Genomic DNA, 23,256 nt, shown 5'->3' with positions numbered 1-23,256 from the left:
GGAGGGATGTTTGTTTATGATTTAGGAACAACCTTGCAGACAGTCAGTCTGTCTGCAGCAATTTCCTCTTGTATGACTTTCTGGACATCCTCGAGGGTAATTTGCTCGAGAACCGTTACGACGTCAAACAGGCTCATATCCAAGAAAGCATAACGGGTAAATTGATTGGCAATGTATTCAGGTGAATTCAGCGCTTTTAAGAATGTACCGATCTTTTTCTTTCTGGCAAGTTCAATCTTTTCAGCAGTAATCAGTTCACCGGCGCGCAAAAGCATGCTTGAAATGTCTTCTGCCAATTGATCAGGCTCCGGCGTATCGCCGCCGATCGCCGCAAAACCGAACCCATATTCAGCAGTAAAATCAAAGCTGAACGTTTCGTCAATATACCCTTTTTCATAAAGTGATTCGTACTGGGCAGAGCTTTTGCCGAAAAGAGATTCAAGCAATAAGTTCATTGAAAGTTCATGCTTTAACAGCTCTTTGCCTAATTTAAACGGATTCTTTGATTTCAGCCCGACAAGGCATTTCGGTCCCTGCACATTCATTTTGATCTCTTTTTCTTTTCGGAAAACAGCTTCTTGCTCTTTCACTTCTTCCCGTTTGATCTCCGGCTGGTCAGTATACGGCTTTCTCTCCTGATTTTCTCTTACCTGAGAAATGATCGCTTCAGGATCTACAGGCCCGACAATAAAGAGGAGCATGTTGCTCGGGTGATAAAACGTTTCATAGCATTCATAAAGAAGGTCTTTTGTAATATGTGAAATGCTTTCTACTGTTCCTGCTATGTCAATTCTGACAGGATGTTCTTTGTACATGTTTTCAATGACCCCGAAGTAAAGCCTCCAATCGGGGTTGTCGTCATACATGTTAATCTCCTGCCCGATAATCCCTTTTTCTTTTTCAACCGTTTTTTCAGTAAAATACGGGTCCTGTACGAAATCGATGAGCGTCTCTAAATTGCGTTCAACATTTGATGTGCTTGAGAAAAGATAAGCCGTTCTTGTAAATGACGTAAACGCATTAGCAGAAGCGCCCTGTTTGCTGAAATCTTGAAAAACATCTCCGTCCGCTTTTTCAAACAGCTTGTGCTCAAGAAAATGGGCAATGCCGTCTGGCACGTGAACCATCTCATTTTTATCTAAAGGGACAAACCGGTTATCTATAGAGCCGTACTTTGTTGTAAAGACCGCATATGTTTTGTTGAAACCTTTTTTCGGCAAAACGTAAACGTCAAGTCCGTTCGGCATTTTTTCATGGTACAGCGTCTCCTGAAGCTGTTCGTATTCGATTGGTTTGATCAAGATGCACCCTCCGTCCCTTTTAAGAAATAAGTCGTATCAAGCTGAATCTTTTCGCCGGCTTTCACGATATCCTCTTTTGTGACCTGCTCAATATTGGCAAGAAATTCTTCGATAGGAATATCGACTTGGGCAGCGGCCTGCTGATATAAAAATTCAGATAAACCGTACGCTGTATCAATGGTTTCCAGCACTTGATTTCGAATGACAGCCTTTGTCTGAGCGATGTCCTGCTCGCTGAAGTCGCCGTTTTTCATTGCCTGAAATTGCTCAGCAATAATAGAAACAGCCTGTTCGTAATTTTTCACTTCAATGCCCGACATCACCATTAACAAGCCTTTAAAACTTTCTATACGCGAAGCGGCGTAGTATGCAAGACTGGCTTTTTCCCGAACATTGATGAAAAGCTTGGAATGAGAGAATCCGCCAAACAATCCGTTAAACACTTGCAAAGCAGGATAATCCTGATCCGTATAAGTGATGCTGGTGCGGTAGCCGATATTCAGCTTTCCTTGTTTGACGTCTTCTTCATCAATTACTTCTTTAGGCTGGGCTTTTTGCTCAGCGTGATTGTTTTCAGGCGTGCCGAGGTTGCGCTCTTTTGCTTGGAAATACTTATCAATTGCCGCTTGCACTTGGTTAGTGTCCACATCGCCAACGACATAAAGATCGAGCTGGTCTTTTTGGATAGCGCTTTGATATGTTTCATATAATTGATCGGCCGTAATGGCATCGACATCGTCGATTTCCCCATTGACATGGAGCGCGTAAGGCTCATTTTTGCACATTTCCTGTATCAGCCTTAAATTCGAGTAGCGCATTTTATCGTCATAGACGGCTTGGATTCTTTGCTTGAGCGTCCGTTTTTCCTGAGCCACATATTGTGATTGAAAAGCGCCTCCTTCTAAAGCAGGTGAAAAGACGATTTCTGCAAGAAGCTGCAGTCCTTTTTCAAGAAGCGGCGTTTGATCTTTTAAATATTTTTCATTCGGGACTTCAAGCCTGAACGTAATGACGTGCCGCTCTCCTTTTTTCGAAAGATCCGCCGAAACGGACGTGCCGTATAGTTCATCCAAATAAGAACGCAACTCTGCGGTTTTCGGATGGCTTTTTGTTCCGCGAAGAAGCACATGCGGAAGCAGCGCTCTTTTGGTGACTTGGTCCTTTGTCAGCGGTGCAAGCATTTTAAAAATAAGCGAGACGGTTTTGAATTTTTCTGTTTTTACAATGTGTGCGGTTAAACCGCCGTGCTTTGTTTTGATTTCATTTACATATGACATATGGAACCTCCTTCGTTCATTTCTTATTAGTATGTATTATGACCAATTTTCAGCATCCGCAGAAACACTCTTTCATGTAATTATAGCAACTGTAGGATTTATAAGGAAACAATAACCTCCGCACGACAGGACGGAGGCTGTATAGGTTAATCCATTTTCTACCTGAAAGACCTCTGTTTGCGCCTGCAGAACGACAGTTGTAAACTGCAAGAGAGAAAGATTTTTCGCTATCACAGCAAAAAAGACGGTTGGCTAGACCGTCCCTAAGTTTTTTTCTTCCTCTTCACTTTTTTTAGCATCCACAGTAAAAAGCACTAAGAATAAAGCAATGATGCTGCAAAACGCCGATAGAATGAAAATCAGCCAGTTTGCATTAGACATTAATGCCGCAAACACAGGTGGACCGAGAGCTACTCCTATAAAGCGCATGCTATTGTAAAAGGAGGAAATGGTTCCGCATTGCTCACTTTCAATTCCTTCGGTTATCAGTGCATCTAAAGCAGGAAGCGCCATTCCAATCCCAATCCCGCCAAAGCTTAAAAAGACAAATAAAAAATAAAAACTGTGGTTCCACCACAAGGCAATAAACGACAGGGTTAACAGAATCATTCCCGTAACAACGCAAAATTTCATTCGGACTTTATCTTTGCCAATCTTTTTGCCTGCTATAAATGAACTGGTTGACAAAAATAAAAGTGGGATTGCCAGTAATCCGCCTTTAGCCACTCCGTCAATGTCATACTTGTTCTCCAGCGTATCTGACAAATAAAATAATACGCCAAATAACAAAAACATAATCACACACCCGATAATAAAGACCGTATAAAGCCAGCGCCCATCCTGTTTAAAGATTTTCCGCACACTCTTGATAAATTCAGAAACTGCTGGCGCATCTTCATCTTCTTCAGGCTTGGCCACCAGAAACAACACGAGCAAAAAGCTGATCAAACAGAAAAACGGAATAAACCAAAATGGGACAAACCAGTACCAGGAAGCCAGTAAGGCGCCAAGTATCGGACTCAATACCTTCCCTGACGTGTTGGCAGTTTCAATATCACCAAGGCCGGCGCTGACCTTTTCATCGTCTCCTTGAAACAAATCGCCGATAAACGGCATAACGATAGGAGCTGCCCCTGCAGAGCCGATACCTTGAAGAACCCGACCCGCCAAAATCATAGCATAAGGATTTTTCATATAGGTTGAGGCAAAAGCAGCCACCAACCCACCTAATCCTGCAATGAGGAGGCATGGAAGCAATATTTTTTTTCTCCCGAATCGATCCGACAAATATCCGGCAATCGGAATGCAAATAATCGCTACTACTGAATATACAGTAATGATTAAAGACACTTGAAATGAAGTCACTGACAGCTTTTTCTCCATCATCGGAAGAACAGGAATCAGCATGGAGTTCCCTAGTGTCATCACAAGCGGTACGGAAGACAATGCAATAATATTTTTCATTCCATTTTTCTCTCTCAACATTTTCACCCATTCACTTTCTTGTCATCCCTTATATGTTGCGTTAACTGAAGTGAAAGTATGTACAAAGAAACACGAATCAGTGCAAATAAAAAAACAGACACATCACAGCGCCCGTTTTAGAATCGTTTACGCAAAACATGAAATCTGAATTTGTCAGCTCTAAAATAGTTTAATGAGTAAAGCACCGGTTTATCGTGCTGATCGTAATGGGTTTGTTTTAACAGCAAAAGAGCTGTTTCTGGATCGCATTCCAGCACTGGAGAAATGGTATCATGATAGCCGATCGGTTCAATATCAGTCACGGCATAGCTGATCACGGAGCCTGAATTTTTCTCAAGCAGGTCAAACATGGATTCTTGTTGATGAGAGAAAGAATTCGGCAAAATATCCATCGGAATTTTGTCTATACAATACACAATCGGCTGTCCGTTAGCTGTTCTGACTCGTTCGAGGTAAAAAAGTTCTTGCTCATCTTCCAAATGAAATCTCTTAATATCATCTTCAGACGGCATAAGCACTTGGGATGATAGAAAAATCGTACCAGGCGTCATATTTGCTTGTTCTATCATCTTCGTTACACTGTTCAGCTGTTCAATGCCCGAAAGAAATAACGGCTTAGAATGGACAAAAGTGCCTACACCATGTCTTCTGATAATGACATGCTCTTCTTCCAGTATCCGCAAGGCTTCTCTAAGCGTCGCTCTGCTGACACCAAGCTTTTTGGAAAGCTCAAATTCAGAAGGCAGCTTTTCCTTCTCAGTGTAGATGCCATTTTTTATATCCTCTTTAATTCGTTCAATTACTTTCAAATACAAGTGCCGATTATCAGCTTTTGTAGACATGTTTCCCCTCCGTAAACCACTTTCGATAAAAATTATTGAACAATTGGGACAACTATATCATGTTTTGTCGAAAAAATAAATAGCAAGGTTATCAGTTTACATAATGTTATTATTGATAACTGGAGAAAGCTGAACTCCCTTCATTAAGAAGAGAGCTCATCATATTTCTCTTTTGATAATAAGACTTCCCTAGGTTTGCTGCCTTCATACGGCCCGACAACGCCCCGTTCCTCCATGGCGTCAATCAGGCGCGCCGCTCTCGTATAACCGATCCTGAATCTTCTTTGCAGCATTGAAACAGATGCCGTCTGCATGCCGACGATTAATTCAACAGCTTCATCATAAAGATCATCGGTAACTTCGGAATGAGTTTCCGTTGTCTCATCAGGAATCATTTCTTCCTGATATTGCGCTTTCTGCTGCGTAATCACATGGTCGACGACCTTTTCCACTTCGTCATCCGACAAAAATGCTCCCTGCACACGGACAGGTTTATTAGCCCCGACAGGCAAAAACAGCATATCGCCGCGGCCGAGCAGCTTCTCAGCGCCACCCATGTCAAGAATCGTCCTTGAATCCGTCTGTGAAGATACGCTGAACGCGATTCGTGACGGAATATTCGCTTTGATGACCCCTGTGATAACGTCAACCGACGGCCGCTGTGTCGCAATAATGAGATGGATGCCGGCAGCCCGCGCCATTTGGGACAATCTCGTAATTGAATCCTCCACATCAGATGAAGCGACCATCATGAGATCGGCAAGCTCGTCCACAATCACAACGATATACGGCAGCTCCGGCTGTTTCGCTCCTTCTTCGTTGGCACGTTTTATATAATCATTGTATCCTTCAATATTTCTTGTACCCGTATGAGAAAATAATTCGTACCGCCGCTCCATTTCATTGACAACCTTTTTCAAAGCCTGTGACGCTTTCTTCGGATCAGTTACAACCGGAGCAAGCAAATGCGGAATCCCGTTGTAGACATTCAGCTCTACCATTTTAGGATCGATCATCATCATTTTCACTTCATGCGGTTTCGCGCGCATCAAAATACTCGTAATAATGCCGTTGACACAGACGCTCTTCCCGCTTCCGGTTGCGCCTGCGACTAAAAGATGGGGCATCTTGTTTAACTCAGCCAGCACAGCTTCACCTGAAATATTGCGGCCGAGTCCAATTAGCAGCTTTGCGTCCGGTCTGTCATTCAATTTAGAATCCAGCACTTCCTTCAGCGATACCATCGCCACTTCTGCGTTCGGAACCTCAATTCCGATTGCTGATTTGCCTGGTATTGGCGCTTCGATCCTGATATCCTTTGCAGCAAGTGCAAGCGCTAAATCATCGCTTAAATTGACGATTTTGCTAACCTTCACTCCGACATCAGGATACACTTCATATTTTGTTACGGCCGGCCCGAGATGAACCTGTGTGACTTTCGCCTTTACGCCAAAGCTTTGGAAGGTGCGTTCGAGCTTTCTCGCATTTTCATAAATATTCTTTTTATCTGCCTGCTGGCCAGTATGCTTCGGATCTGCCAGTAAATCAAGTGACGGCATCTCATAATCCTTATTTTCTAGCTCCGTAAAGGTCATAGGCGGAGCAGAAACAGTTTCCTGATCACCTGTCTCAGTCTGGATGTCCTGAATCGGTTCTGGTACAGGTTCAGCTCGTTTTTCTATGACTGGAGGCTCTTCATCTTCATTACGATCTGAAAAACTCGAGATAATCGGCTCTGAATGAATAAGAGGCGATACCGTTTCCAAATCCCCCTCTTCATCAGAAGGCTCCGGTTCCATTTGCTGTTTTTTGCGGGCCGGTTTTTGTTTTTTGCTCGGCACTTTCGTTTTTTTCGATGACTTCATATTGGTTTTGACGGATTTCATATCATCAATAAATGCAAACCATTGTTCTTTTATAAAGCGGCCAATCGGGCTCATCCACTTTTTCAGCGTTTCTTGAAGAGAGCGCCCTGTGACTAAAATCATTCCGATCAAAATCATAACAATCGCCATGATCTGAGAACCAGTTGACGCAAATAAAAAGTGTGAAGCCGCAAATAGCAACGCACCGATCATCCCTCCGCCTAAATCAGGTGAAGCGGAGCTGCCTTTCATGTCCATCAAAAACAATTCCCATGTGTTGCGCACCACGCTTGCGGACTCAATAGACCCTTTGTGCGTCAAATTTTTAAACAGCTGCACGTGAGAAAGCAGCAATATGCTTGCAATAATACAGTACAATCCGGCCTTTCGTCTCGTTAATAAGCTTGGCGTTTTCTTCTTCCAAAACAGCGAGACTCCTAACACTAATAAACCTAACAAGCATAAAATAAACCACTCTCCAGCAAAAAAGCGGAACAAGTAAATAAAGGTTTGCCCGACTACCCCCAGCTGCAGAATCGCAATAATTGAAATGGCTATACACAGCAATCCGTTGAGTTCGTATTTTATATTGAGCTGTTTCGCCTGTTTTTTTCTTGATTTTCGTTTTTTCTTTGCCACACTCATCACCTTACTGCGTTAAAAAATATAAGTTCATACATAATGAAGAAAGCAGCCGATTACAGGCTGCGTTTTTTCTGTAGGATTCCCCTATTATAGCATATTTTGCCCTTAAAAAAGGGGTGGATCTTATACGTTTAATTTCAGCTTTTGTCCCGGTGAAATGTCCGGGTGCAGAAAATGCATTGGATTTGTGCTCATGATTTGAATAACTTCCGCTTCATTGCCTTTCATCTCGACAAGAAGCGGCACACCTCTATATTCAATTTGCTCATGTGCGCTTGTCTGTTGGTTCTGTTCAGCAAAAACAATTTCCTGCGGCATCATAGTATACAGAATCATTGAATCATCCGTCCTTCTTCTGCTCTTGCTTCCTCGATCAGCTCGTTCAGTTTATTGATCGCTTGTCCGACTCCTCCGACGTGATCGATCAATCCGTACTCGACAGCATCCTTACCAACGACATTTGTTCCGATGTCGCGTGTTAAGTTTCCTTTTGAAAACATCAGCTCTTTGAACTTATCTTCGTTTACATTTGAGTGGCTTGTTACAAATTTAACAACTCTTTCTTGCATCTTATCCAGGTATTCAAACGTTTGCGGCACACCAATTACCAGCCCTGTCAGCCGAACGGGATGAATCGTCATCGTTGCTGTTTCAGCAATATAGCTGTAATCACAGGATACCGCAATCGGAACGCCGATGGAATGCCCTCCGCCAAGCACGATGGAAACGGTCGGTTTTGATAATGATGCCAGCATTTCCGCTATTGCGAGACCCGCCTCAACATCTCCTCCGACAGTATTTAATATAATCAGCAGGCCTTCAATTTTGGGATTCTGTTCAATTGCCACAATCTGCGGGATGACATGCTCATATTTTGTTGTTTTGTTTTGCGGAGGAAGCTGAACATGGCCTTCTATTTGTCCGATAATGGTCAGACAATGAATATTTGTATCTTGGGGCAGCTGCGGAAGCGTCGTTTCACCAAGCTGCTGTATTTTATTCATAATGCTGTCTTTCGCGTCATTTTTTTCAGGACGCTCTTCTTCTGCGTTTTCCATACGATGATCCATTTCGCTTTCACCCTTTCCGAATTTCTCTTTGTATTATGAACAAAGATACTCAATTCAATCCCGGCTTGAAAGGCAAAAAAATAAAGACCGGAGCAGCTCCGGTCTTTAGTCAGACATTATACTTCCATAATAATTGGGATGATCATCGGTTTGCGTTTCGTTTTTTCATATAGGAATTGGTTCAAAGCATCTCGCATTGCCTGCTTCAGCGTTGACCATTCAACATTTGATGTTTCAGTCGCTTCTGTCACGATGGAACGGACAAGCTCAGTAGCCTGTACGATAAGGCCTTCAGATTCTCTTACATAAACAAAACCGCGAGTGATAATTTCTGGTCCTGATACAAGATGTTTCTTTTGTTTATCAAGTGTAATGACAACGATTAAAATTCCGTCCTGTGAAAGCAAGCGGCGGTCTCTTAATACGATATTGCCGATATCACCGACACCCAAACCATCAATTAAAATATTGCCGTACGGAACTTTATCCCCAATTTTTACGTTTTGGCCGCGGAATTCAACGACGTCTCCTTTTTCAATTAAGAAGATATCACTGCGCTTCATGCCGATTTCTTCAGCGATTTTTGAATGAGCTTTTTGCATTCTGTATTCGCCGTTTACAGGAATTAAATATTTTGGTTTAAGCAGATTGATCATCAGCTTTAACTCTTCTTGTGAGCCGTGGCCAGATACATGGACACGCTTTTGTGCAAAGATGACTTGTGCACCGGCTCTCGCAAGAAGATCTACTGTTTTAGAATAAATGAGTTCCTGCCCAGGGATTGGAGTTGACGCAATGACAACCGTATCCCCTTCTTCAATGTTCAGCTGTTTATGGGCTTTGTTTGCCATTCTTGTCAGTGCAGCTAACGGTTCACCTTGGCTGCCGGCTGTAATAATGGCCACTTCGCGCTTCGGATATTTCTTGACATCCTGTACAGAAATAAACATTTCATCATCTGCTTCAATATATCCGAGCTTTCTTGCCAGCTGCAGGACAGATTGAAGATTTTTTCCGGCAACGGCAATCTTTCTGCCATTTTGAGCCGCTGCATGAATGACTTGCTGGATCCGGTTAATATTGGATGCAAAAACAGCAATAATCACCCGGTTCACTGAATTATACAGCGCGTCCGAAATTTCTCCGCTGACAGCAGCTTCCGAAGGTGTATAGCCCGGGCGCTCCGCATTTGCACTGTCGGAAAGCAGGGCAAGTACGCCGCTATTGCCGATCTTGGCGATCTCGCCAATGTCGCACGTTTGGTTAAGTGCAGGCGTTTGGTCAAATTTGAAGTCTCCCGTGCATACAATAGATCCAAGTGATGTTTTAAGACTCACACCTACAGAATCAGGGATGCTGTGAATCGTTCTAAAGAACGATACTTTAGTCGATTCAAATGTAATGACAGATTTGGAGTGAATTTCTCTTAAATCAGTTTTTCGGTTATGTCCGTATTGTTTTAATTTTTCTCTTAATAGCGCAAGCGTCAGCTTTGTTCCGTACACTGGAACGGACAGCTTGTTCAATAAGTAAAAAACGCCGCCGATATTTTCATCGTGCCCGTGCGTTAAAAAGATTGCCTTGACGCGGTCAGCCCGTTCAATCAAATATGATATGTCAGGAATCACCACATCAATACCGAGCATTTCGTTTTCTGGATGCATAAGGCCGGCATCTACAACAAATATGTCTGAGTCAATTTCGATGACATAAAGGTTCTTCCCAATTTCTCCGACACCGCCAAGGGCGATAATTCTAACGTTTTCTGTATTTTTCTTTTTCAAAATCTATATCCTCCTAGTCTCATACCCGTCCATCATCACTTGTTCCTATTATAACTGAAAGTAAATTTAGAAAACAAGATAAAGCAGAAGGTTTAGGGAAAACCAATATGTATAAGAAACGGTCAAACTCAGCTGAATGTGAGAATGACCGCGTTTGTTTCACTGTATGAAATTTTTCTTACAGTTCGCTGATCGTGCTGCTTAAGCTCAGACGTTCATCCTCGGTTAACGGAACAAGAGGAAGACGCACTGAACCGACATCAAGGCCTCTCAGCTGAAGCGCTGTTTTGACAGGAGCAGGATTAGGCGCTTTAAACAGTTCCTTCATAATCGGCAGCAGTTTCTGATGAATCAGTGCCGCATTAGCTGTTTGCCCATTCGTATAATTTTTGATCATTTGCTGCATATCAGAGCCTGCGATATGGCTCGCCACTGACACAACTCCTCTTCCTCCAACTGAGAGAATAGGAAGCGTCAGGGCGTCATCCCCTGAATAGACAGAGAAGTCTTCCGGCGTTTCTGCAACAATTTTTGTAATCGCTTCGAGGTCTCCGCTCGCTTCTTTAATCGCAACAACATTCGGAATGTCTGCCGCCAAACGGATCGTCGTTTCAGGAGCAAGAGAAGCAACCGTACGGCCCGGCACATTATAAAGCATAACCGGAAGAGACGTTTCAGCCGCAATTGCTTTAAAATGCTGGTACATTCCTTCTTGAGAAGGCTTATTGTAATAAGGCGTAACAAGCATGACTGCGTCTACGCCCGCTTCCTCAGCTTTTTTTGTCAGCTTAATGGAATCTTTCGTGTTGTTGCTTCCAGTACCCGCAATAACCGGCACCCGACCGTTCACTTCTTTTACCGTATATTCAAAAAGCGCAATTTTTTCTTCAGTTGAAAGGGTCGGAGATTCTCCAGTTGTTCCCGCTACTACTAAAGAATCCGTTCCGTTTTTCAACAAGTAATCAATCAGTGTAGACAGTTTTTGAAAGTCTACGTTCCCTTTATTGTCAAAGGGTGTAATCATCGCTGTAGACACATTTCCGAAATTCATTTTATTCACCTCATCATGATTCAATCACATTTACTTGGAAAGTTCAAACACTTCATGCAAAGCGTTTACAGCAGGTCCCATATCGGCTTCATGGACAAGCACCCATATCGTCGTATGGCTGTCAGCCGACTGAAGGATCGGAATTTCTTTTTCTGAAAGAGCAGAAACGATTTTCGATGTGACACCAGGAACACCCATAATGCCCGCTCCGACCGCCGATACTTTCGCGCAATTTCTGGTTACCATCGGATCATAGCCCATATCCATTAAAATACGCTGAGCTGTTTCTGTTTTATTCCCAGCCACCGTATATACGATTTCACTAGGTGTAATGTTAAAGAAATCGACACTGATTCCCGCATTCGCCATCGCCTTGAACACTTCAGTCTGAACGTTATACTGGCCAATTTTGGCAGGCACTTTGAACTGAGTGACATCTTTGACATGGGCAATTCCCGTAATCAGCCTTTCAAAAACATCGCTTCCGACTTTGGAAGAGTGATGCGATGTCACCAATGTGCCCTTATCTTTCGAATAAGTCGAACGGACACGGATCGGAACCTTGGCCTGCATCGCAATTTCCACAGCCCGCGGATGAATGACCTTCGCCCCTTGATACGCCAGGTTGCAAATTTCTGTATATGTCACGACAGGAAGCGGTTTCGCATTTTCCACCACTCTCGGGTCAGCAGTCATCACACCTTCTACATCGGTGAAAATATCGATGTATTCCGCGTCAACAGCTGCTCCGAGTGCGGCTGCGGACGTGTCGCTGCCCCCTCTGCCGATCGTTGTTGTATCACCTTTTTCAGTTGCGCCCTGGAATCCTGCGACGACTACAGCGTCATGATTCGCGAGCACACCGAATAAACGCTCCGGTCTCATTTCAATGATTTTCGCATTGGTATGCTGATCATTCGTTAAAAAGCCAGCCTGAGCCCCTGTCAGCGCAGCAGCTTTCACACCGTTATCAAGCAGCATGCTTGTAAAGACGACAGAGGAAATGGTCTCTCCGCAAGATAAAAGCAAATCCTGCTCCCGTGGAGAAATCGCTGACTGATCGCCGTAAAGCAGTCCCAGCAAAGAATCTGTAGCGTACGGGTCTCCTTTCCGGCCCATCGCTGAAACGACAACGACAACCTTATATCCTTCACTGATTGCTTCTTTAATATGCTCTAAAGCCAGTTTACGGCCTTTATCATCTTTTACAGATGTTCCGCCGAACTTTTGAACAATTATCTTCACTGTTTTCACTCCAAATTATTCGGACGTAACAGAAGAGAGCAGGCTGATAGTGCCTTACTCTCTTCTATTCGTCTTTAGGAAATTCTCTCTATTATACGAGGTTTAGTTTTTTCAGGCTTTCTGCAATTTGAACAGAGTTCCATGCCGCGCCTTTTAATAGGTTATCAGAAACAACCCATAAATGAAAACCGTTTGCTCTGTCCAAGTCTTTGCGGATGCGGCCTACAAACACATCGTTTTTGCCGACGGCATCAGCAGGCATCGGATAAAGCTGTTGGCTTGGGTCATCCTGAAGTGTCACGCCCGGAGCTTCTTTTAATAGATTTTTAATATCTTCAACTGTAGCGTCATCACGGTCTACCTCAATGTAGACTGACTCTGAGTGCCCAGTTTGAATTGGCAGTCTCACACATGTAGCCGCTACTTGAAGGTCTGGCATGTGCATGATTTTTTTCGTTTCATTTATCATTTTCATTTCCTCAAACGTATAGCCGTTATCTTGGAATTTATCAATTTGCGGAATCGCGTTGAAGGCGATTTGATAGTGTTTTTGGTCACCTTTTACAGGCATGATCGCAGGCTCAATTTCTTCTTGATCTAAAATCGCCTGTGTTTGGCTGTAAAGCTCTTTTACAGCTTCATTTCCCGCTCCTGATACCGCCTGGTACGTTGATACGATGACTTTGTTTAAGCCGTATGCTTTGCGGATCGGTTCAAGAGCCGCAACCATTTGGATTGTAGAGCAGTTAGGATTGGCAATGATGCCGTTGTGTTCATGCAAGTCTGCCTCATTCACTTCAGGCACAACAAGCGGTGTATTTTCGTCCATACGGAACGCACTCGTATTATCTATAACAATAGCGCCGCGTTTTACAGCTTCTGGTGCCAATGCTTGTGATACGCTTCCACCGGCGCTGAACAAAGCAATATTTACCCCTTCAAAGCTCTCAGGAGAAGCTTCCTGAACAGTCAGCTCTTCGCCTTTAAACGTGACTTTTGTCCCCGCAGAGCGTTTTGAAGATAGCAATGTAAGTGTGTCCATTTCAAAGTTTCTGTCTTCAAGTGTTTTAAGCATTTGTTGTCCTACAGCTCCTGTCGCTCCGACAACAGCTACGTGTAAACCTCTTCCCATCTGTAAAACTCCTTCCGCCAATCAGCCTCATTGAATTGATTTGACTATGATTTTACGTTTTATTTTACCATAGAATATGCGGGTGATGACCGAATTTTTTAGTTTGGGAAAGATTTTCTGTAAATTTAGTCATTTCCCTGATAATTCTCAACCAGAACCGGCTGAAGCTGCTGATACATTAGTGCCTTTTCAATGGTTTGCGGAAGCAGATCCATTTTGGCTACCATTGAATTCGGTTTTTTAAATGGATCGTCTTGCCCGAATGGAATAAAAAAGATATTTTTTGTTGACATGAGCCTCATTAAATTTGTTCCGTTTAAACCGAGAGCATCATTTGTCGAGATGCCAAGAACGACCGGCCGATTGTTTCGGATTGTCGCTTTTGCCGCCATCAGCACCGGACTGTCCGTCATGGCATTTGCCAGCTTGCTCATTGAATTGCCGGTTAAAGGAGCAATGACCATGCAGTCAAGGGGAAGCTTCGGCCCAAGGGGCTCTGCCTTTACAATTGAATCAATTGCCTCATATCCAGTCAAGTCTTCAATTTTTTTAACCCATTCTGCTCCCTCTCCAAATCGGGTATTTGTGGATTTCATGTTAAATGTGACAACCGGACGCACTTCCGCTCCTTCGTTGACCAGCGCCTCAATTTGCGGGAAAACCGCTTCATATGTGCAATGCGATCCGGTCAGTCCAAACCCGATTCTTTTTCCTTTTAATGACGACATCCTTATTTCCCCTCCTCAGCTTGTATTTCAGCCAAAAGCTTGCTCAAGACGTTTGCGAGGATTTGCCCGGCTGTTTTAGGTGCGACAATCCCTGGAAGGCCAGGGGCAAGAAGTGCTTTAATCCCCTGTTTTTCGGCATATTTAAAATCCGTTCCCCCGGGACGTGAGGCCAGATCCAATATTAAGGTTTTTGGTGTCATGCTAGAAAGAACCGATTGATTTAAAATCATACTCGGTATGGTATTAATACAAATATCTATATCTTTTACATGCTCTTTCAGCTCATCGGTGTGAAAAGGAACGAGCCCCATTTCAGTGATACGTGCCAGATGCGCTGAACTTCTTGCCCCCACTTTTACATTCGCTCCAAGCGCGGCAAATGTACGGGCAATCGTCATCCCGGTGCGTCCTAGACCAAGAACGGCCACCTGAGATCCGTGTATCGTATAATCCGTGTGCTGAATAGCCAGCATGATCGTTCCTTCTACTGTCGGAATAGAATTGTATATCGCAATGTCATCCCGCTCAAACAGCTTAACAAGTTTTCTGTTTGCTTGAGCTGCAATGTTTTCTAAATAGGCGTTAGAAATTCCTGAGAAAATGACACAGTGTGCAGGCGTTTTGTCGAGATGCTCCTGTTTTAACACAACCTCTTCATTCGAAAATACCGTCGATACGACACCTTCTCCTGTTGTCGCAGACACTGGAAGAATAATGCTGTCTATTTGCTGAAAAGGAATTTCATCAATGTTGCATTTTACTGCTCCGGTAAAACCGTGATCCAATTGGTCAAAACCGACAAGGTAGATGTCAGCCTGCTGTTCAGTGAGCTTTCTAATAATTTCGAGCTGTCTTGCGTCACCGCCGATAACTGCAATTTTCAATCCGGTTAACATTCTAAACGTTCACCTTCTTTGTATATACTGGATCTCTAGTTGTTAAGCTCCCCTTCATCTTATGATCAAAAGGAAATACCGGTGAATTAAAACATGCGGTTTTTTCATATAAAAAAACATCGGCTGCCAAAAGCCGATGTTTCAGATGTTTACTTTAGAGCCCGCACCACAGTCATTTTGGGCTTTTTCATTTACTCTTGTCGAGGAGACATTTCCTCAGGTACATCTAATATGATCATATCTGATCCGATCTTTTGAATATGATGCCAGGGGACACGAATGTCTTGACCGTGTTTTCTCAAACCAAACCACTTAACTGTCGGAATGAGGAGTGCTGTAATCTGGCCATCCTGTTCATTGATTTCTAAATCGGTCTGGCCAAGCACTCCCAGCCGTTCAGCTCTTTTGATGTCTACAATTTCCTTTCCTGATAATTCACTGAGCCGCATGTCTGTCACCCCCTTGTACTATGTATGATCAAAGGGATAAAAAAATGCCTGCTCCGTTAAGGGGCAGGCTTTTCCTTTTTAAGACGGCATATTGCCGGAAGGGCTGATGAGTGCCAGTGCATAATCATCAGTAAACAATTGTCTGGCAAGGCCGTTGACACGCTCTAAGTTCACGGCGTTTAATTCATTGATGATCTCATCTAATGTTTTATGTCTGCCGAGCAGCAGTTCATTTTTCCCGTTTCGGCTCATTTTACTGTTTGTACTTTCTAAGCTCAGCATTAAGCTTCCCTTCATTTGCTCCTTGCTATTTTCCAGCTCTTTTGAGGTAATGCCGTCGCGCTTTAATGTAGCAAGGGTTTCTTGAATGGTTTCTGACAGCTGCTGAAGCTGATTGGCACCCGTTCCTCCGTAAATGGTAAGCATTCCGCTGTCCTCATAAGAGCTATGATAGCTGTAAACAGAATAAGCGAGGCCTTTGTCTTCTCGGACATCTTGGAACAGCCGGCTGCTCATGCTGCCTCCGAGCACATTATTCAGGACAATTAAATCATAAATGCGTTCATGGCCAACCTGAAGGCCCTTAAATCCAAGGCACAGATGAGCCTGCTCTGTTTCTTTTTTTCTCGTCAGTTTTTCTGTGTAGAAATCGGGTTTCTCAAGGCCTGTCGCTTTGCCTTTCGCCTCGTATGACCCGAACCATTTTTCTACATCTTTGATAAAACTGTCAGATATATTGCCCGCTACCGAAATGACCACTCGGTCCGGCGTATAATAATCATGCATGTATTGTCTGAGAGAGTCACCATTGAAAGAAGCAAGCGTTTCTTCCGTGCCTAGAATTGGGTAGCCTAAAGAATGATTGCCGTAAGTGGCTTTGCTCAGTAAATCATGCACAATGTCGTCTGGCGCATCTTCGTACATTTTAATTTCTTCATATACTACATTTTTTTCTTTTTTCAGCTCGTTTTCATCAAACGTTGAATGAAAGAACATATCTGCTAATACGTCAAGCGCGTAATTCGCATGCTCGTCAAGCACCTTTGCATAGTAGCAGGTATATTCCTTTGAAGTAAACGCATTGACCTGACCGCCAATACGATCAAAAGATTCTGCTATCTCGCGTGCAGATCTTGTGCTCGTCCCTTTAAAGAACATGTGCTCTAAAAAGTGAGAAATCCCGTTTATCTCCGGCGTTTCGTGCCGCGAACCTGTGCCGATCCATACGCCGATCGCAACAGAACGGACTGTCGGGTTATTTTCCAGCACAACTCTTACACCATTTTGACACGTATATCGTTTAATCAAATTTGTTCCTCCTATTCAAAGACAAGCTGCCTGCATCTGTTACTTCAACAGTCTTGTTTCATCCATTAGTTCAGTGACTGTTCCAAGCGCGTATCCTTTATCTTTTATCTTTGTAATCAGCACTTCAAGACTTTCCGCCGTGGAGTCAGTCGGATGCATTAAAATCATGGCACCATTATGTATCTTGCTTAACACTCTCGTTTGAAGTACAGACGGAGCCGGTTTTTGCCAATCGATCGTATCAACTGTCCACATTATTGTTCCCATCTGTTTCTCAGCTGCAATGTCGACAACCGCTTTTCGTAAACTTCCGCTCGGCGGAGCGAACCACTTCGGCTTAACGCCAATCGTTTGTTCTATTTGCTCATTTGTCTTGTCGAGCTGCTCGGAAATTCTTCCTGTAGTCAGTTTGCTCATATCTGGATGATTGTATGAATGATTTCCGATTTCATGTCCGTCTTCCGCAATCTTCTTAGCGAGCTGTTTATTGTTCCTCACCCAATTGCCTTCTAAAAAGAACGTAGCCTTGACTTGGTGCTTTTGCAGGATAGGGAGCATTTTTTCCAAATACTCATTTCCCCATGCCACATTGATTAAAAAAGCCACCATCGGTTTGTCAGGATTTCCTTTATAAATAGGCTCAGGCTGAAGAGACTCAAGATGAACGTTTGGTTTTACTTGGCTGTACACCAGATCGTTTTCCCGAAACTCGCCGTGTTTTTTCATTTTTTTATATGATTGTTCAATATTGACCTTCAGTCCATTGTAGCCGGGAATGCTTTTCCACACTTTATCGACTCTGGCATCCTGGGGCTTGACTTCGTACTCCGGCGCTTTTTGAAGCAATTCTTCATATAACGGGTCTTTGGACGCCGTGACAGTCACCGTATCTTTTTTCATTGCCCCTATATAATCAAGTGTGTGCGGATTTTTCATCATCTCAAATGAGACAAAAAAAAGAAATAGAAAAACGGCAAACGGCACAAATTTTTTGTACATGTTCTGTCCCCCCTCACCTCACATTATGAAGGAGAAGGACAAGGTAGAACCCGCCTGCTTTTTAAAAGCTTCAAAATAAAGAAGCCGGGTCTCCCAGGCTCCTTTTTATGTTTTCATTTAAGATTGTTGTTCTTCTTTTTCTTTCTCTTCACGGAGCACCGCTTTACGAGACAAATTGACTCGTCCTTGTTTATCAATTTCAGTGACCTTGACAAGAATCTCGTCTCCGATTTTCACAACATCTTCAACTTTTCCTACGCGTTCAAGCGCAAGCTCTGAAATGTGCACCAAACCGTCTTTTCCGCTGAAAATTTCAACGAAAGCCCCGAATTTTTCGATTCGTTTCACTTTACCTAGGTAAAGCTGGCCGACTTCAACCTCTCTGACAAGGTCTTCGATGATTTTTTGCGCTTTTTGGTTGCTGCTTTCATCTGTTGAAGAAATAAAGATTGTGCCGTCCTGCTCAATATCAATTTTAACACCGGTTTCTTCGATGATCTTATTGATTTGTTTTCCGCTTGGCCCAATGACATCGCGGATTTTATCAGGATTAATGGCCATTGTTAAAATCTTAGGCGCATATTGAGAAAGCTCTTTTCTTGATTCGCTTAATGTCGCAAGCATGCTGTTGAGGATTTCCATTCTTCCTTTTTTCGCCTGCTGAAGCGCTTCTTCAAGAATCTCTCTGGAAAGGCCTTCGATTTTAATGTCCATTTGCAGCGCTGTTACGCCTTTTTCCGTTCCTGCTACTTTAAAGTCCATATCTCCAAGCGCGTCTTCCATGCCTTGAATGTCAGTCAGAACGGTGTAATGTTCGCCTGATTTGACAAGACCCATCGCAATACCCGCAACTGGGGCTTTGATTGGTACACCGGCATCCATCATTGCAAGTGTGCTTGCGCAAATACTTGCTTGAGACGTAGAACCGTTTGATTCAAGCACTTCTGATACAAGACGGACAGTGTAAGGGAAGTCTTTTTCAGACGGAATAACTGGCTCAAGCGCACGCTCACCCAGTGCTCCGTGTCCGATTTCACGGCGTCCCGGCCCACGCATTGGTCCTGTTTCCCCAACGCTGAATTGCGGGAAGTTGTAGTGATGCATAAACCGTTTTGACTCTTCAACACCTAAGCCGTCAAGGATTTGCACATCTCCTAGAGCACCTAGCGTACATACGCTGAGGGCTTGTGTTTGTCCCCTTGTAAACAGACCTGATCCGTGCGTTCTTGGCAAGAGGCCGACCTCAGAAGAAAGCGGGCGAATTTGATCGACACCGCGGCCGTCCGGTCTTACTTTCTCTTCAGTAATCAGGCGGCGCACTTCATTTTTCACCAGCTTGGATAAAATCTGCTTCACTTGCTTGATTGTGTCTTCATCATGCTCTTCATCCTCGAATTTTGCCACAACTGTGTTTTTCACTTCATTAATGGCATCTTCGCGGGCATGCTTTTCATGAACTTGAATAGCTTTCAGCAGATCTTTTTCTGCTAAAGCTTTTACTTTTTCACTAAGCTCTTCATCAATTTCATAAAGCGCAATTTCTGATTTCTCTTTGCCAACTGCTGCTACAATTTCTTCTTGGAATGCAATCAGGCGTTTAATCTCTTCATGGCCGAACATAATGGCTTCAAGCATGGTTTCCTCAGGAACCTCGTCCGCTCCCGCTTCTACCATGTTAATGGCATCTTTCGTGCCGGCAACAACAAGATTGATGTCGCTTTTCTCAAGCTGATCGACTGTCGGGTTAATAATAAATTGATCATCAATGCGTCCGACAGTAACCCCTGCAATCGGTCCTTCAAACGGAATGTCCGATACAGAAAGAGCAAGAGATGAACCGAACATGGCAGCCATTTCAGAAGAGCAGTCTTGGTCAACACTCATGACAATGCTGATGACTTGTACTTCATTACGGAATCCATCGGCAAACAAAGGACGGATCGGACGGTCGATTAAACGGCTGGCAAGAACCGCTTTTTCACTTGGACGTCCTTCTCTTTTAATAAATCCGCCCGGAATTTTTCCTACCGCATATAATCTTTCCTCATAGTTTACAGTAAGCGGGAAGAAATCAAGCGGTTTTGGTTCTTTTGAAGCGGTTGCTGTACTAAGTACTGCTGTATCACCGTAGCGGATCATCACAGCACCGTTTGCCTGTTTGGCAAGCTGGCCGGTTTCAACGGTAAGCGTTCTTCCGGCCCAATCTATGGTAAAGACATGTTTTTCTTGTCCCATACGATTACGAACTCCTCTCTTCGTTGTGTGAAATAATCAATTACTCCTATTATGAACGAAATGAATTGAACATATCAATGTCAAAGTAGTATGTAAAAGGATTTCAATGATTTGTTATAAGTAATTTCGCTTTAATACGATAAAAAAGCGGGAATCCTCCCGCTTTTTACGATTATCGACGTAAGCCTAGTTTGTTAATTAACTCACGATAACGAGTTACGTCTTTATTACGTAGATACGTAAGAAGATTACGACGCTTACCTACCATTTTAAGAAGACCGCGACGTGAGTGGTGGTCTTTCTTATGAGTACGTAAATGCTCGTTCAAGTTGTTAATTGAGTCAGTTAGGATAGCGATCTGAACTTCTGGAGATCCAGTATCAGATTCGTGTGTTTTGAACTCACTGATGAGTTGGTTTTTACGCTCTTGAGTAATTGCCATCCTGTTTCACCTCCAAATCATATTTAGCCCCAGTTACCTAGCAACCGTCGGTGACTTCGGATTGCCAAGCAATGGTTTTAAGACTACGAAAACTATCATACTAAAAATCGTGCCCATATGCAAATATTTTAGAATAAAATTTGTGTGCGTTGCATGTTATTTCCGCAAATTGCTGAAATAACGGATGGCTTCCTGCTTATCCTTCTCAATTTGCTCTGTTAATTCTTTGATGCCATTGAATTTCCGCTCGCTCCGAATCCGTTTATACCATTCGATTTTTATAGCGGCTCCGTATACTTCCTGATCGAAATCAAACAGATTGACCTCGATTGAAGGCTGCTCCGGACGTTTTTCATAAAACGTCGGCTTATAGCCGATATTGCAAACGCCATTGTAAACCTCGCCGTTCACTTCCGCTTTCACGGCATATACACCCGTCGGCGGAACGATATAGCTGTTATTTAAACGGACATTTGCTGTCGGAAACCCGATGGTCCGCCCTCTTTTATCACCGTGAATGACAATTCCTTTTACAAAATAAGGCTGTCCGAGCAAGATATTCGCCAATTCAACGTCTCCGTTTTGAAGCGCGGTACGGATATATGAGGAGCTGATTTTTTTATCCTGCTCCGTTAATTTTTCTACCATTGTGCACTCTGCTTTTCCGTCTAAATCATGCGGCATGGTTTCCATTGTTCCCTTGCCATATTTGCCATACGTAAAGTCAAAGCCCGCCACTGCGTGCTGTACATTAAGGCCGATAATATACTGGTCTGCAAACTGCTTAGGAGAAAGAGAGGCAAATACTTCATTAAATTTAACGACATACAGAATCTCTGTGCCTAATTGTTCAATTTGGTTTATTTTGTCTTCCAGAGGCGTAATCAGATCCTTTGGCTCCTGATCCCTGCCCAATACATGAGAAGGATGAGGATGAAAGGTCATCACAGCTAATGCCAGACCCTTTTCTTCGGCTATTTGCTTCGCTGTGCCGATTACCTTTTGATGCCCAAGATGAACGCCGTCAAAATACCCTAACGCCATCACAGACTTTGCCTGCTCCTCTTTGATTAAATGATGAGGATGTGTAATATGTATCGTCTTCACAGAACGGTCACCTTTTTTCTATTGTTCGCTTTTTTGCATCAATACTTTTGCCGGCTTTAACAGCCCTTTTTTTGCAGGATGGGGGAAATAGATCGCCAAACAGCTTCCGGATTCAGTAAAGACGGCAATGCGGTCTTCGCTTGTCATTTCAGAAAACTGCTCGGGCGTCTCAAGCAAAGCCCCATTTTCTACTTTCTTAGCTAATGTATCACTTATGATCCATTTCGGCAAATGATTGAGCGCACGTTCAATAGGAACTGTATGCTCTCCCACGGTTCCGGACTGGACCTGTGCTTCCAGTTCTTCAAAGGTAAAGCATTCGTCGAGAGAAAAATCTCCGGATGCCGTACGAATTAAATGAGACATATGAGCCGGGTATCCGAGTTTTTCGCCGATCATGACCGCCAACGTCCTTACATAGGTCCCTTTGGAGCATGTCACTGTAAATCGGAAGCTTGCGGTTTCTTCATTATGTGTAATCTCTGTCGTCAGGGCGATGTCTTCAATGGTAATCATGCGTTTCGGACGTTCTACTTCAATCCCTGCTCTTGCGTACTCGTATAATTTTTTGCCGTTTACTTTTACAGCGGAATACATGGGAGGAATTTGTTCTTGTTTACCCTTTAAATTGTTTAACACCTTTTCTACTTCCGCTTTATCAATGTCTTGATTGACAGGCTTTGTTTCAACCGTTTCGCCCGTTTGATCCTCAGTTGTCGTTGAAAAGCCAAGCGTTATTTCCGCATCATACGTTTTAGACTTTTCAGTTAAGTATTCGACAATTTTTGTCGCCCTTCCCACACAAATCGGAAGCACGCCTGATACTTCTGGATCGAGCGTTCCCGTATGTCCTACTTTTTTTGTTTTTAACAGTTTTCGGATTTTCATGACACAGTCATGCGATGTCATGCCAACTGGTTTATGTAAAAGGAGAACTCCGTTAACCATTTGTCTTTCACTCCTTCTTTTGAGTTTTTCTCTTTAAAACATAGAAAAGAGGACAGACGATATACGCCTATCCTCTCCATTTTTTATTCAGATGGTTTCTCTGAATGTATTTCGTGAATCAGTGTTTCGATACGATTTCCGTAATCGATTGATTCATCGAACTCAAATTCAATTTCAGGCGTTTTTCGAAGTCTGATGCGGCTGCCGATTTCGGATCGGATAAATCCTTTCGCTTTTGCCAGCCCTTTCAGCGCTTCCTCCCGTTTTTTCTCGTCACCGAGAACCGAGATATACACCTTTGCAATTTGCAAATCACCTGATACACGCACATCCGTTACTGTCAGAAAACCAATTCTCGGATCTTTCAGCTTGCGGCTGATAATGTCACCGAGTTCTTTTTTCATTTGCTCGCCAACACGGTTTGCTCTCATACTCAATTCAATCACC

Annotated in this window: 21 protein-coding genes; all 21 read right to left on the bottom strand. The window is 43.4% G+C overall.

Annotated features, from left to right (window positions below; genetic code table 11):
- Positions 1 to 14 precede the first annotated feature (14 nt).
- Positions 15 to 1,301: an EF-P 5-aminopentanol modification-associated protein YfmH gene (gene yfmH / locus GYO_RS31385; RefSeq protein WP_014113833.1), complete on the bottom strand. Its 1,287-nt coding sequence runs from the start codon at positions 1,299 to 1,301 to the stop codon at positions 15 to 17.
- Positions 1,298 to 2,578, bottom strand: a complete 1,281-nt coding sequence (gene yfmF / locus GYO_RS31380; RefSeq protein ID WP_014113832.1) for an EF-P 5-aminopentanol modification-associated protein YfmF — start codon at positions 2,576 to 2,578, stop codon at positions 1,298 to 1,300. The genes yfmH and yfmF overlap by 4 nt, the downstream gene beginning before the upstream one ends.
- Positions 2,579 to 2,830: 252 nt before the next feature.
- The gene (gene bcbE, locus GYO_RS31375) at positions 2,831 to 4,042 is read right to left on the bottom strand and encodes a bacillibactin exporter BcbE (protein ID WP_079288159.1); all 1,212 of its coding nucleotides are present in this window, start codon (positions 4,040 to 4,042) and stop codon (positions 2,831 to 2,833) included.
- 137 nt (positions 4,043 to 4,179) lie between these two features.
- Positions 4,180 to 4,905 carry a GntR family transcriptional regulator gene (locus tag GYO_RS31370; RefSeq protein WP_014113830.1) on the bottom strand — a complete coding sequence of 242 codons (726 nt, stop codon included), beginning with the start codon at positions 4,903 to 4,905 and terminating at the stop codon, positions 4,180 to 4,182.
- A 143-nt stretch (positions 4,906 to 5,048) separates the two neighbouring features.
- On the bottom strand, positions 5,049 to 7,409 hold the full coding sequence (gene spoIIIE, locus GYO_RS31365) for a DNA translocase SpoIIIE (protein WP_014113829.1): 2,361 nt from the start codon (positions 7,407 to 7,409) through the stop codon (positions 5,049 to 5,051).
- A gap of 129 nt (positions 7,410 to 7,538) precedes the next feature.
- Positions 7,539 to 7,751 carry a YlzJ-like family protein gene (locus tag GYO_RS31360; protein WP_041520957.1) on the bottom strand — a complete coding sequence of 71 codons (213 nt, stop codon included), beginning with the start codon at positions 7,749 to 7,751 and terminating at the stop codon, positions 7,539 to 7,541.
- Positions 7,748 to 8,485, bottom strand: a complete 738-nt coding sequence (tepA, locus tag GYO_RS31355) for a translocation-enhancing protein TepA (protein ID WP_003220980.1) — start codon at positions 8,483 to 8,485, stop codon at positions 7,748 to 7,750. Before tepA ends, GYO_RS31360 begins: the two co-directional genes overlap by 4 nt.
- 116 nt (positions 8,486 to 8,601) lie before the next feature.
- Entirely contained in the window at positions 8,602 to 10,269 is a 1,668-nt protein-coding gene (rnjB, locus tag GYO_RS31350; protein ID WP_014113827.1) for a ribonuclease J2, read from the bottom strand.
- A gap of 178 nt (positions 10,270 to 10,447) precedes the next feature.
- Positions 10,448 to 11,320, bottom strand: coding sequence for a 4-hydroxy-tetrahydrodipicolinate synthase (dapA, locus tag GYO_RS31345; protein ID WP_014113826.1), 873 nt, complete (start codon positions 11,318 to 11,320; stop codon positions 10,448 to 10,450).
- A 30-nt stretch (positions 11,321 to 11,350) separates the two neighbouring features.
- On the bottom strand, positions 11,351 to 12,565 hold the full coding sequence (gene dapG, locus GYO_RS31340; RefSeq protein ID WP_003220974.1) for an aspartate kinase: 1,215 nt from the start codon (positions 12,563 to 12,565) through the stop codon (positions 11,351 to 11,353).
- Between the two features lie 91 nt (positions 12,566 to 12,656).
- Positions 12,657 to 13,697: an aspartate-semialdehyde dehydrogenase gene (gene asd, locus GYO_RS31335; RefSeq protein WP_014113825.1), complete on the bottom strand. Its 1,041-nt coding sequence runs from the start codon at positions 13,695 to 13,697 to the stop codon at positions 12,657 to 12,659.
- A 125-nt stretch (positions 13,698 to 13,822) separates the two neighbouring features.
- Positions 13,823 to 14,425 carry a dipicolinate synthase subunit B gene (gene dpaB / locus GYO_RS31330; RefSeq protein WP_014113824.1) on the bottom strand — a complete coding sequence of 201 codons (603 nt, stop codon included), beginning with the start codon at positions 14,423 to 14,425 and terminating at the stop codon, positions 13,823 to 13,825.
- A 2-nt stretch (positions 14,426 to 14,427) separates the two neighbouring features.
- Positions 14,428 to 15,321, bottom strand: coding sequence for a dipicolinic acid synthetase subunit A (dpaA, locus tag GYO_RS31325; protein WP_014113823.1), 894 nt, complete (start codon positions 15,319 to 15,321; stop codon positions 14,428 to 14,430).
- Positions 15,322 to 15,512: 191 nt separating this feature from the next.
- Positions 15,513 to 15,770: a YlmC/YmxH family sporulation protein gene (locus GYO_RS31320; RefSeq protein WP_003238478.1), complete on the bottom strand. Its 258-nt coding sequence runs from the start codon at positions 15,768 to 15,770 to the stop codon at positions 15,513 to 15,515.
- Between the two features lie 78 nt (positions 15,771 to 15,848).
- Positions 15,849 to 17,078 (bottom strand): M16 family metallopeptidase, encoded by a 1,230-nt coding sequence (locus tag GYO_RS31315; RefSeq protein WP_014113822.1) that lies wholly within the window; start codon positions 17,076 to 17,078, stop codon positions 15,849 to 15,851.
- A gap of 39 nt (positions 17,079 to 17,117) precedes the next feature.
- Positions 17,118 to 18,077, bottom strand: coding sequence for a polysaccharide deacetylase family protein (locus GYO_RS31310; protein ID WP_014113821.1), 960 nt, complete (start codon positions 18,075 to 18,077; stop codon positions 17,118 to 17,120).
- Positions 18,078 to 18,194: 117 nt separating this feature from the next.
- Positions 18,195 to 20,312 carry a polyribonucleotide nucleotidyltransferase gene (gene pnp / locus GYO_RS31305; protein WP_014113820.1) on the bottom strand — a complete coding sequence of 706 codons (2,118 nt, stop codon included), beginning with the start codon at positions 20,310 to 20,312 and terminating at the stop codon, positions 18,195 to 18,197.
- 172 nt (positions 20,313 to 20,484) lie between these two features.
- A complete protein-coding gene (gene rpsO / locus GYO_RS31300) occupies positions 20,485 to 20,754 on the bottom strand; it encodes a 30S ribosomal protein S15 (protein ID WP_003154182.1) in 270 nt (89 codons plus the stop codon).
- 156 nt (positions 20,755 to 20,910) lie between these two features.
- Positions 20,911 to 21,861 carry a bifunctional riboflavin kinase/FAD synthetase gene (gene ribF / locus GYO_RS31295; protein WP_014113819.1) on the bottom strand — a complete coding sequence of 317 codons (951 nt, stop codon included), beginning with the start codon at positions 21,859 to 21,861 and terminating at the stop codon, positions 20,911 to 20,913.
- 18 nt (positions 21,862 to 21,879) lie between these two features.
- On the bottom strand, positions 21,880 to 22,809 hold the full coding sequence (gene truB / locus GYO_RS31290) for a tRNA pseudouridine(55) synthase TruB (RefSeq protein ID WP_014113818.1): 930 nt from the start codon (positions 22,807 to 22,809) through the stop codon (positions 21,880 to 21,882).
- 83 nt (positions 22,810 to 22,892) lie between these two features.
- Positions 22,893 to 23,246, bottom strand: a complete 354-nt coding sequence (rbfA, locus tag GYO_RS31285) for a 30S ribosome-binding factor RbfA (RefSeq protein WP_019258420.1) — start codon at positions 23,244 to 23,246, stop codon at positions 22,893 to 22,895.
- Positions 23,247 to 23,256 lie beyond the last annotated feature (10 nt).

Source organism: Bacillus spizizenii TU-B-10, from assembly GCF_000227465.1.
Taxonomy (GTDB): Bacteria; Bacillota; Bacilli; order Bacillales; family Bacillaceae; genus Bacillus; species Bacillus spizizenii.
The sequence above is the reverse complement of the archived record's forward strand: the minus strand, read 5'-3'. Positions and strand labels throughout refer to the sequence as shown.

Bases quoted from the DNA above. Each gene is read 5' to 3' on its own strand.
- yfmF (WP_014113832.1), bottom strand. From the start codon at position 2,578: ATGTCATATGTAAATGAAATCAAAACAAAGCACGGCGGTTTAACCGCA.
- bcbE (WP_079288159.1), bottom strand. From the start codon at position 4,042: ATGAAAAATATTATTGCATTGTCTTCCGTACCGCTTGTGATGACACTA.
- GYO_RS31370 (WP_014113830.1), bottom strand. From the start codon at position 4,905: ATGTCTACAAAAGCTGATAATCGGCACTTGTATTTGAAAGTAATTGAA.
- GYO_RS31360 (WP_041520957.1), bottom strand. From the start codon at position 7,751: ATGATTCTGTATACTATGATGCCGCAGGAAATTGTTTTTGCTGAACAG.
- tepA (WP_003220980.1), bottom strand. From the start codon at position 8,485: ATGGATCATCGTATGGAAAACGCAGAAGAAGAGCGTCCTGAAAAAAAT.
- dapA (WP_014113826.1), bottom strand. From the start codon at position 11,320: ATGAATTTCGGAAATGTGTCTACAGCGATGATTACACCCTTTGACAAT.
- asd (WP_014113825.1), bottom strand. From the start codon at position 13,697: ATGGGAAGAGGTTTACACGTAGCTGTTGTCGGAGCGACAGGAGCTGTA.
- dpaB (WP_014113824.1), bottom strand. From the start codon at position 14,425: ATGTCGTCATTAAAAGGAAAAAGAATCGGGTTTGGACTGACCGGATCG.
- dpaA (WP_014113823.1), bottom strand. From the start codon at position 15,321: ATGTTAACCGGATTGAAAATTGCAGTTATCGGCGGTGACGCAAGACAG.
- GYO_RS31320 (WP_003238478.1), bottom strand. From the start codon at position 15,770: ATGCGGCTCAGTGAATTATCAGGAAAGGAAATTGTAGACATCAAAAGA.
- GYO_RS31310 (WP_014113821.1), bottom strand. From the start codon at position 18,077: ATGTACAAAAAATTTGTGCCGTTTGCCGTTTTTCTATTTCTTTTTTTT.
- pnp (WP_014113820.1), bottom strand. From the start codon at position 20,312: ATGGGACAAGAAAAACATGTCTTTACCATAGATTGGGCCGGAAGAACG.
- rpsO (WP_003154182.1), bottom strand. From the start codon at position 20,754: ATGGCAATTACTCAAGAGCGTAAAAACCAACTCATCAGTGAGTTCAAA.
- truB (WP_014113818.1), bottom strand. From the start codon at position 22,809: ATGGTTAACGGAGTTCTCCTTTTACATAAACCAGTTGGCATGACATCG.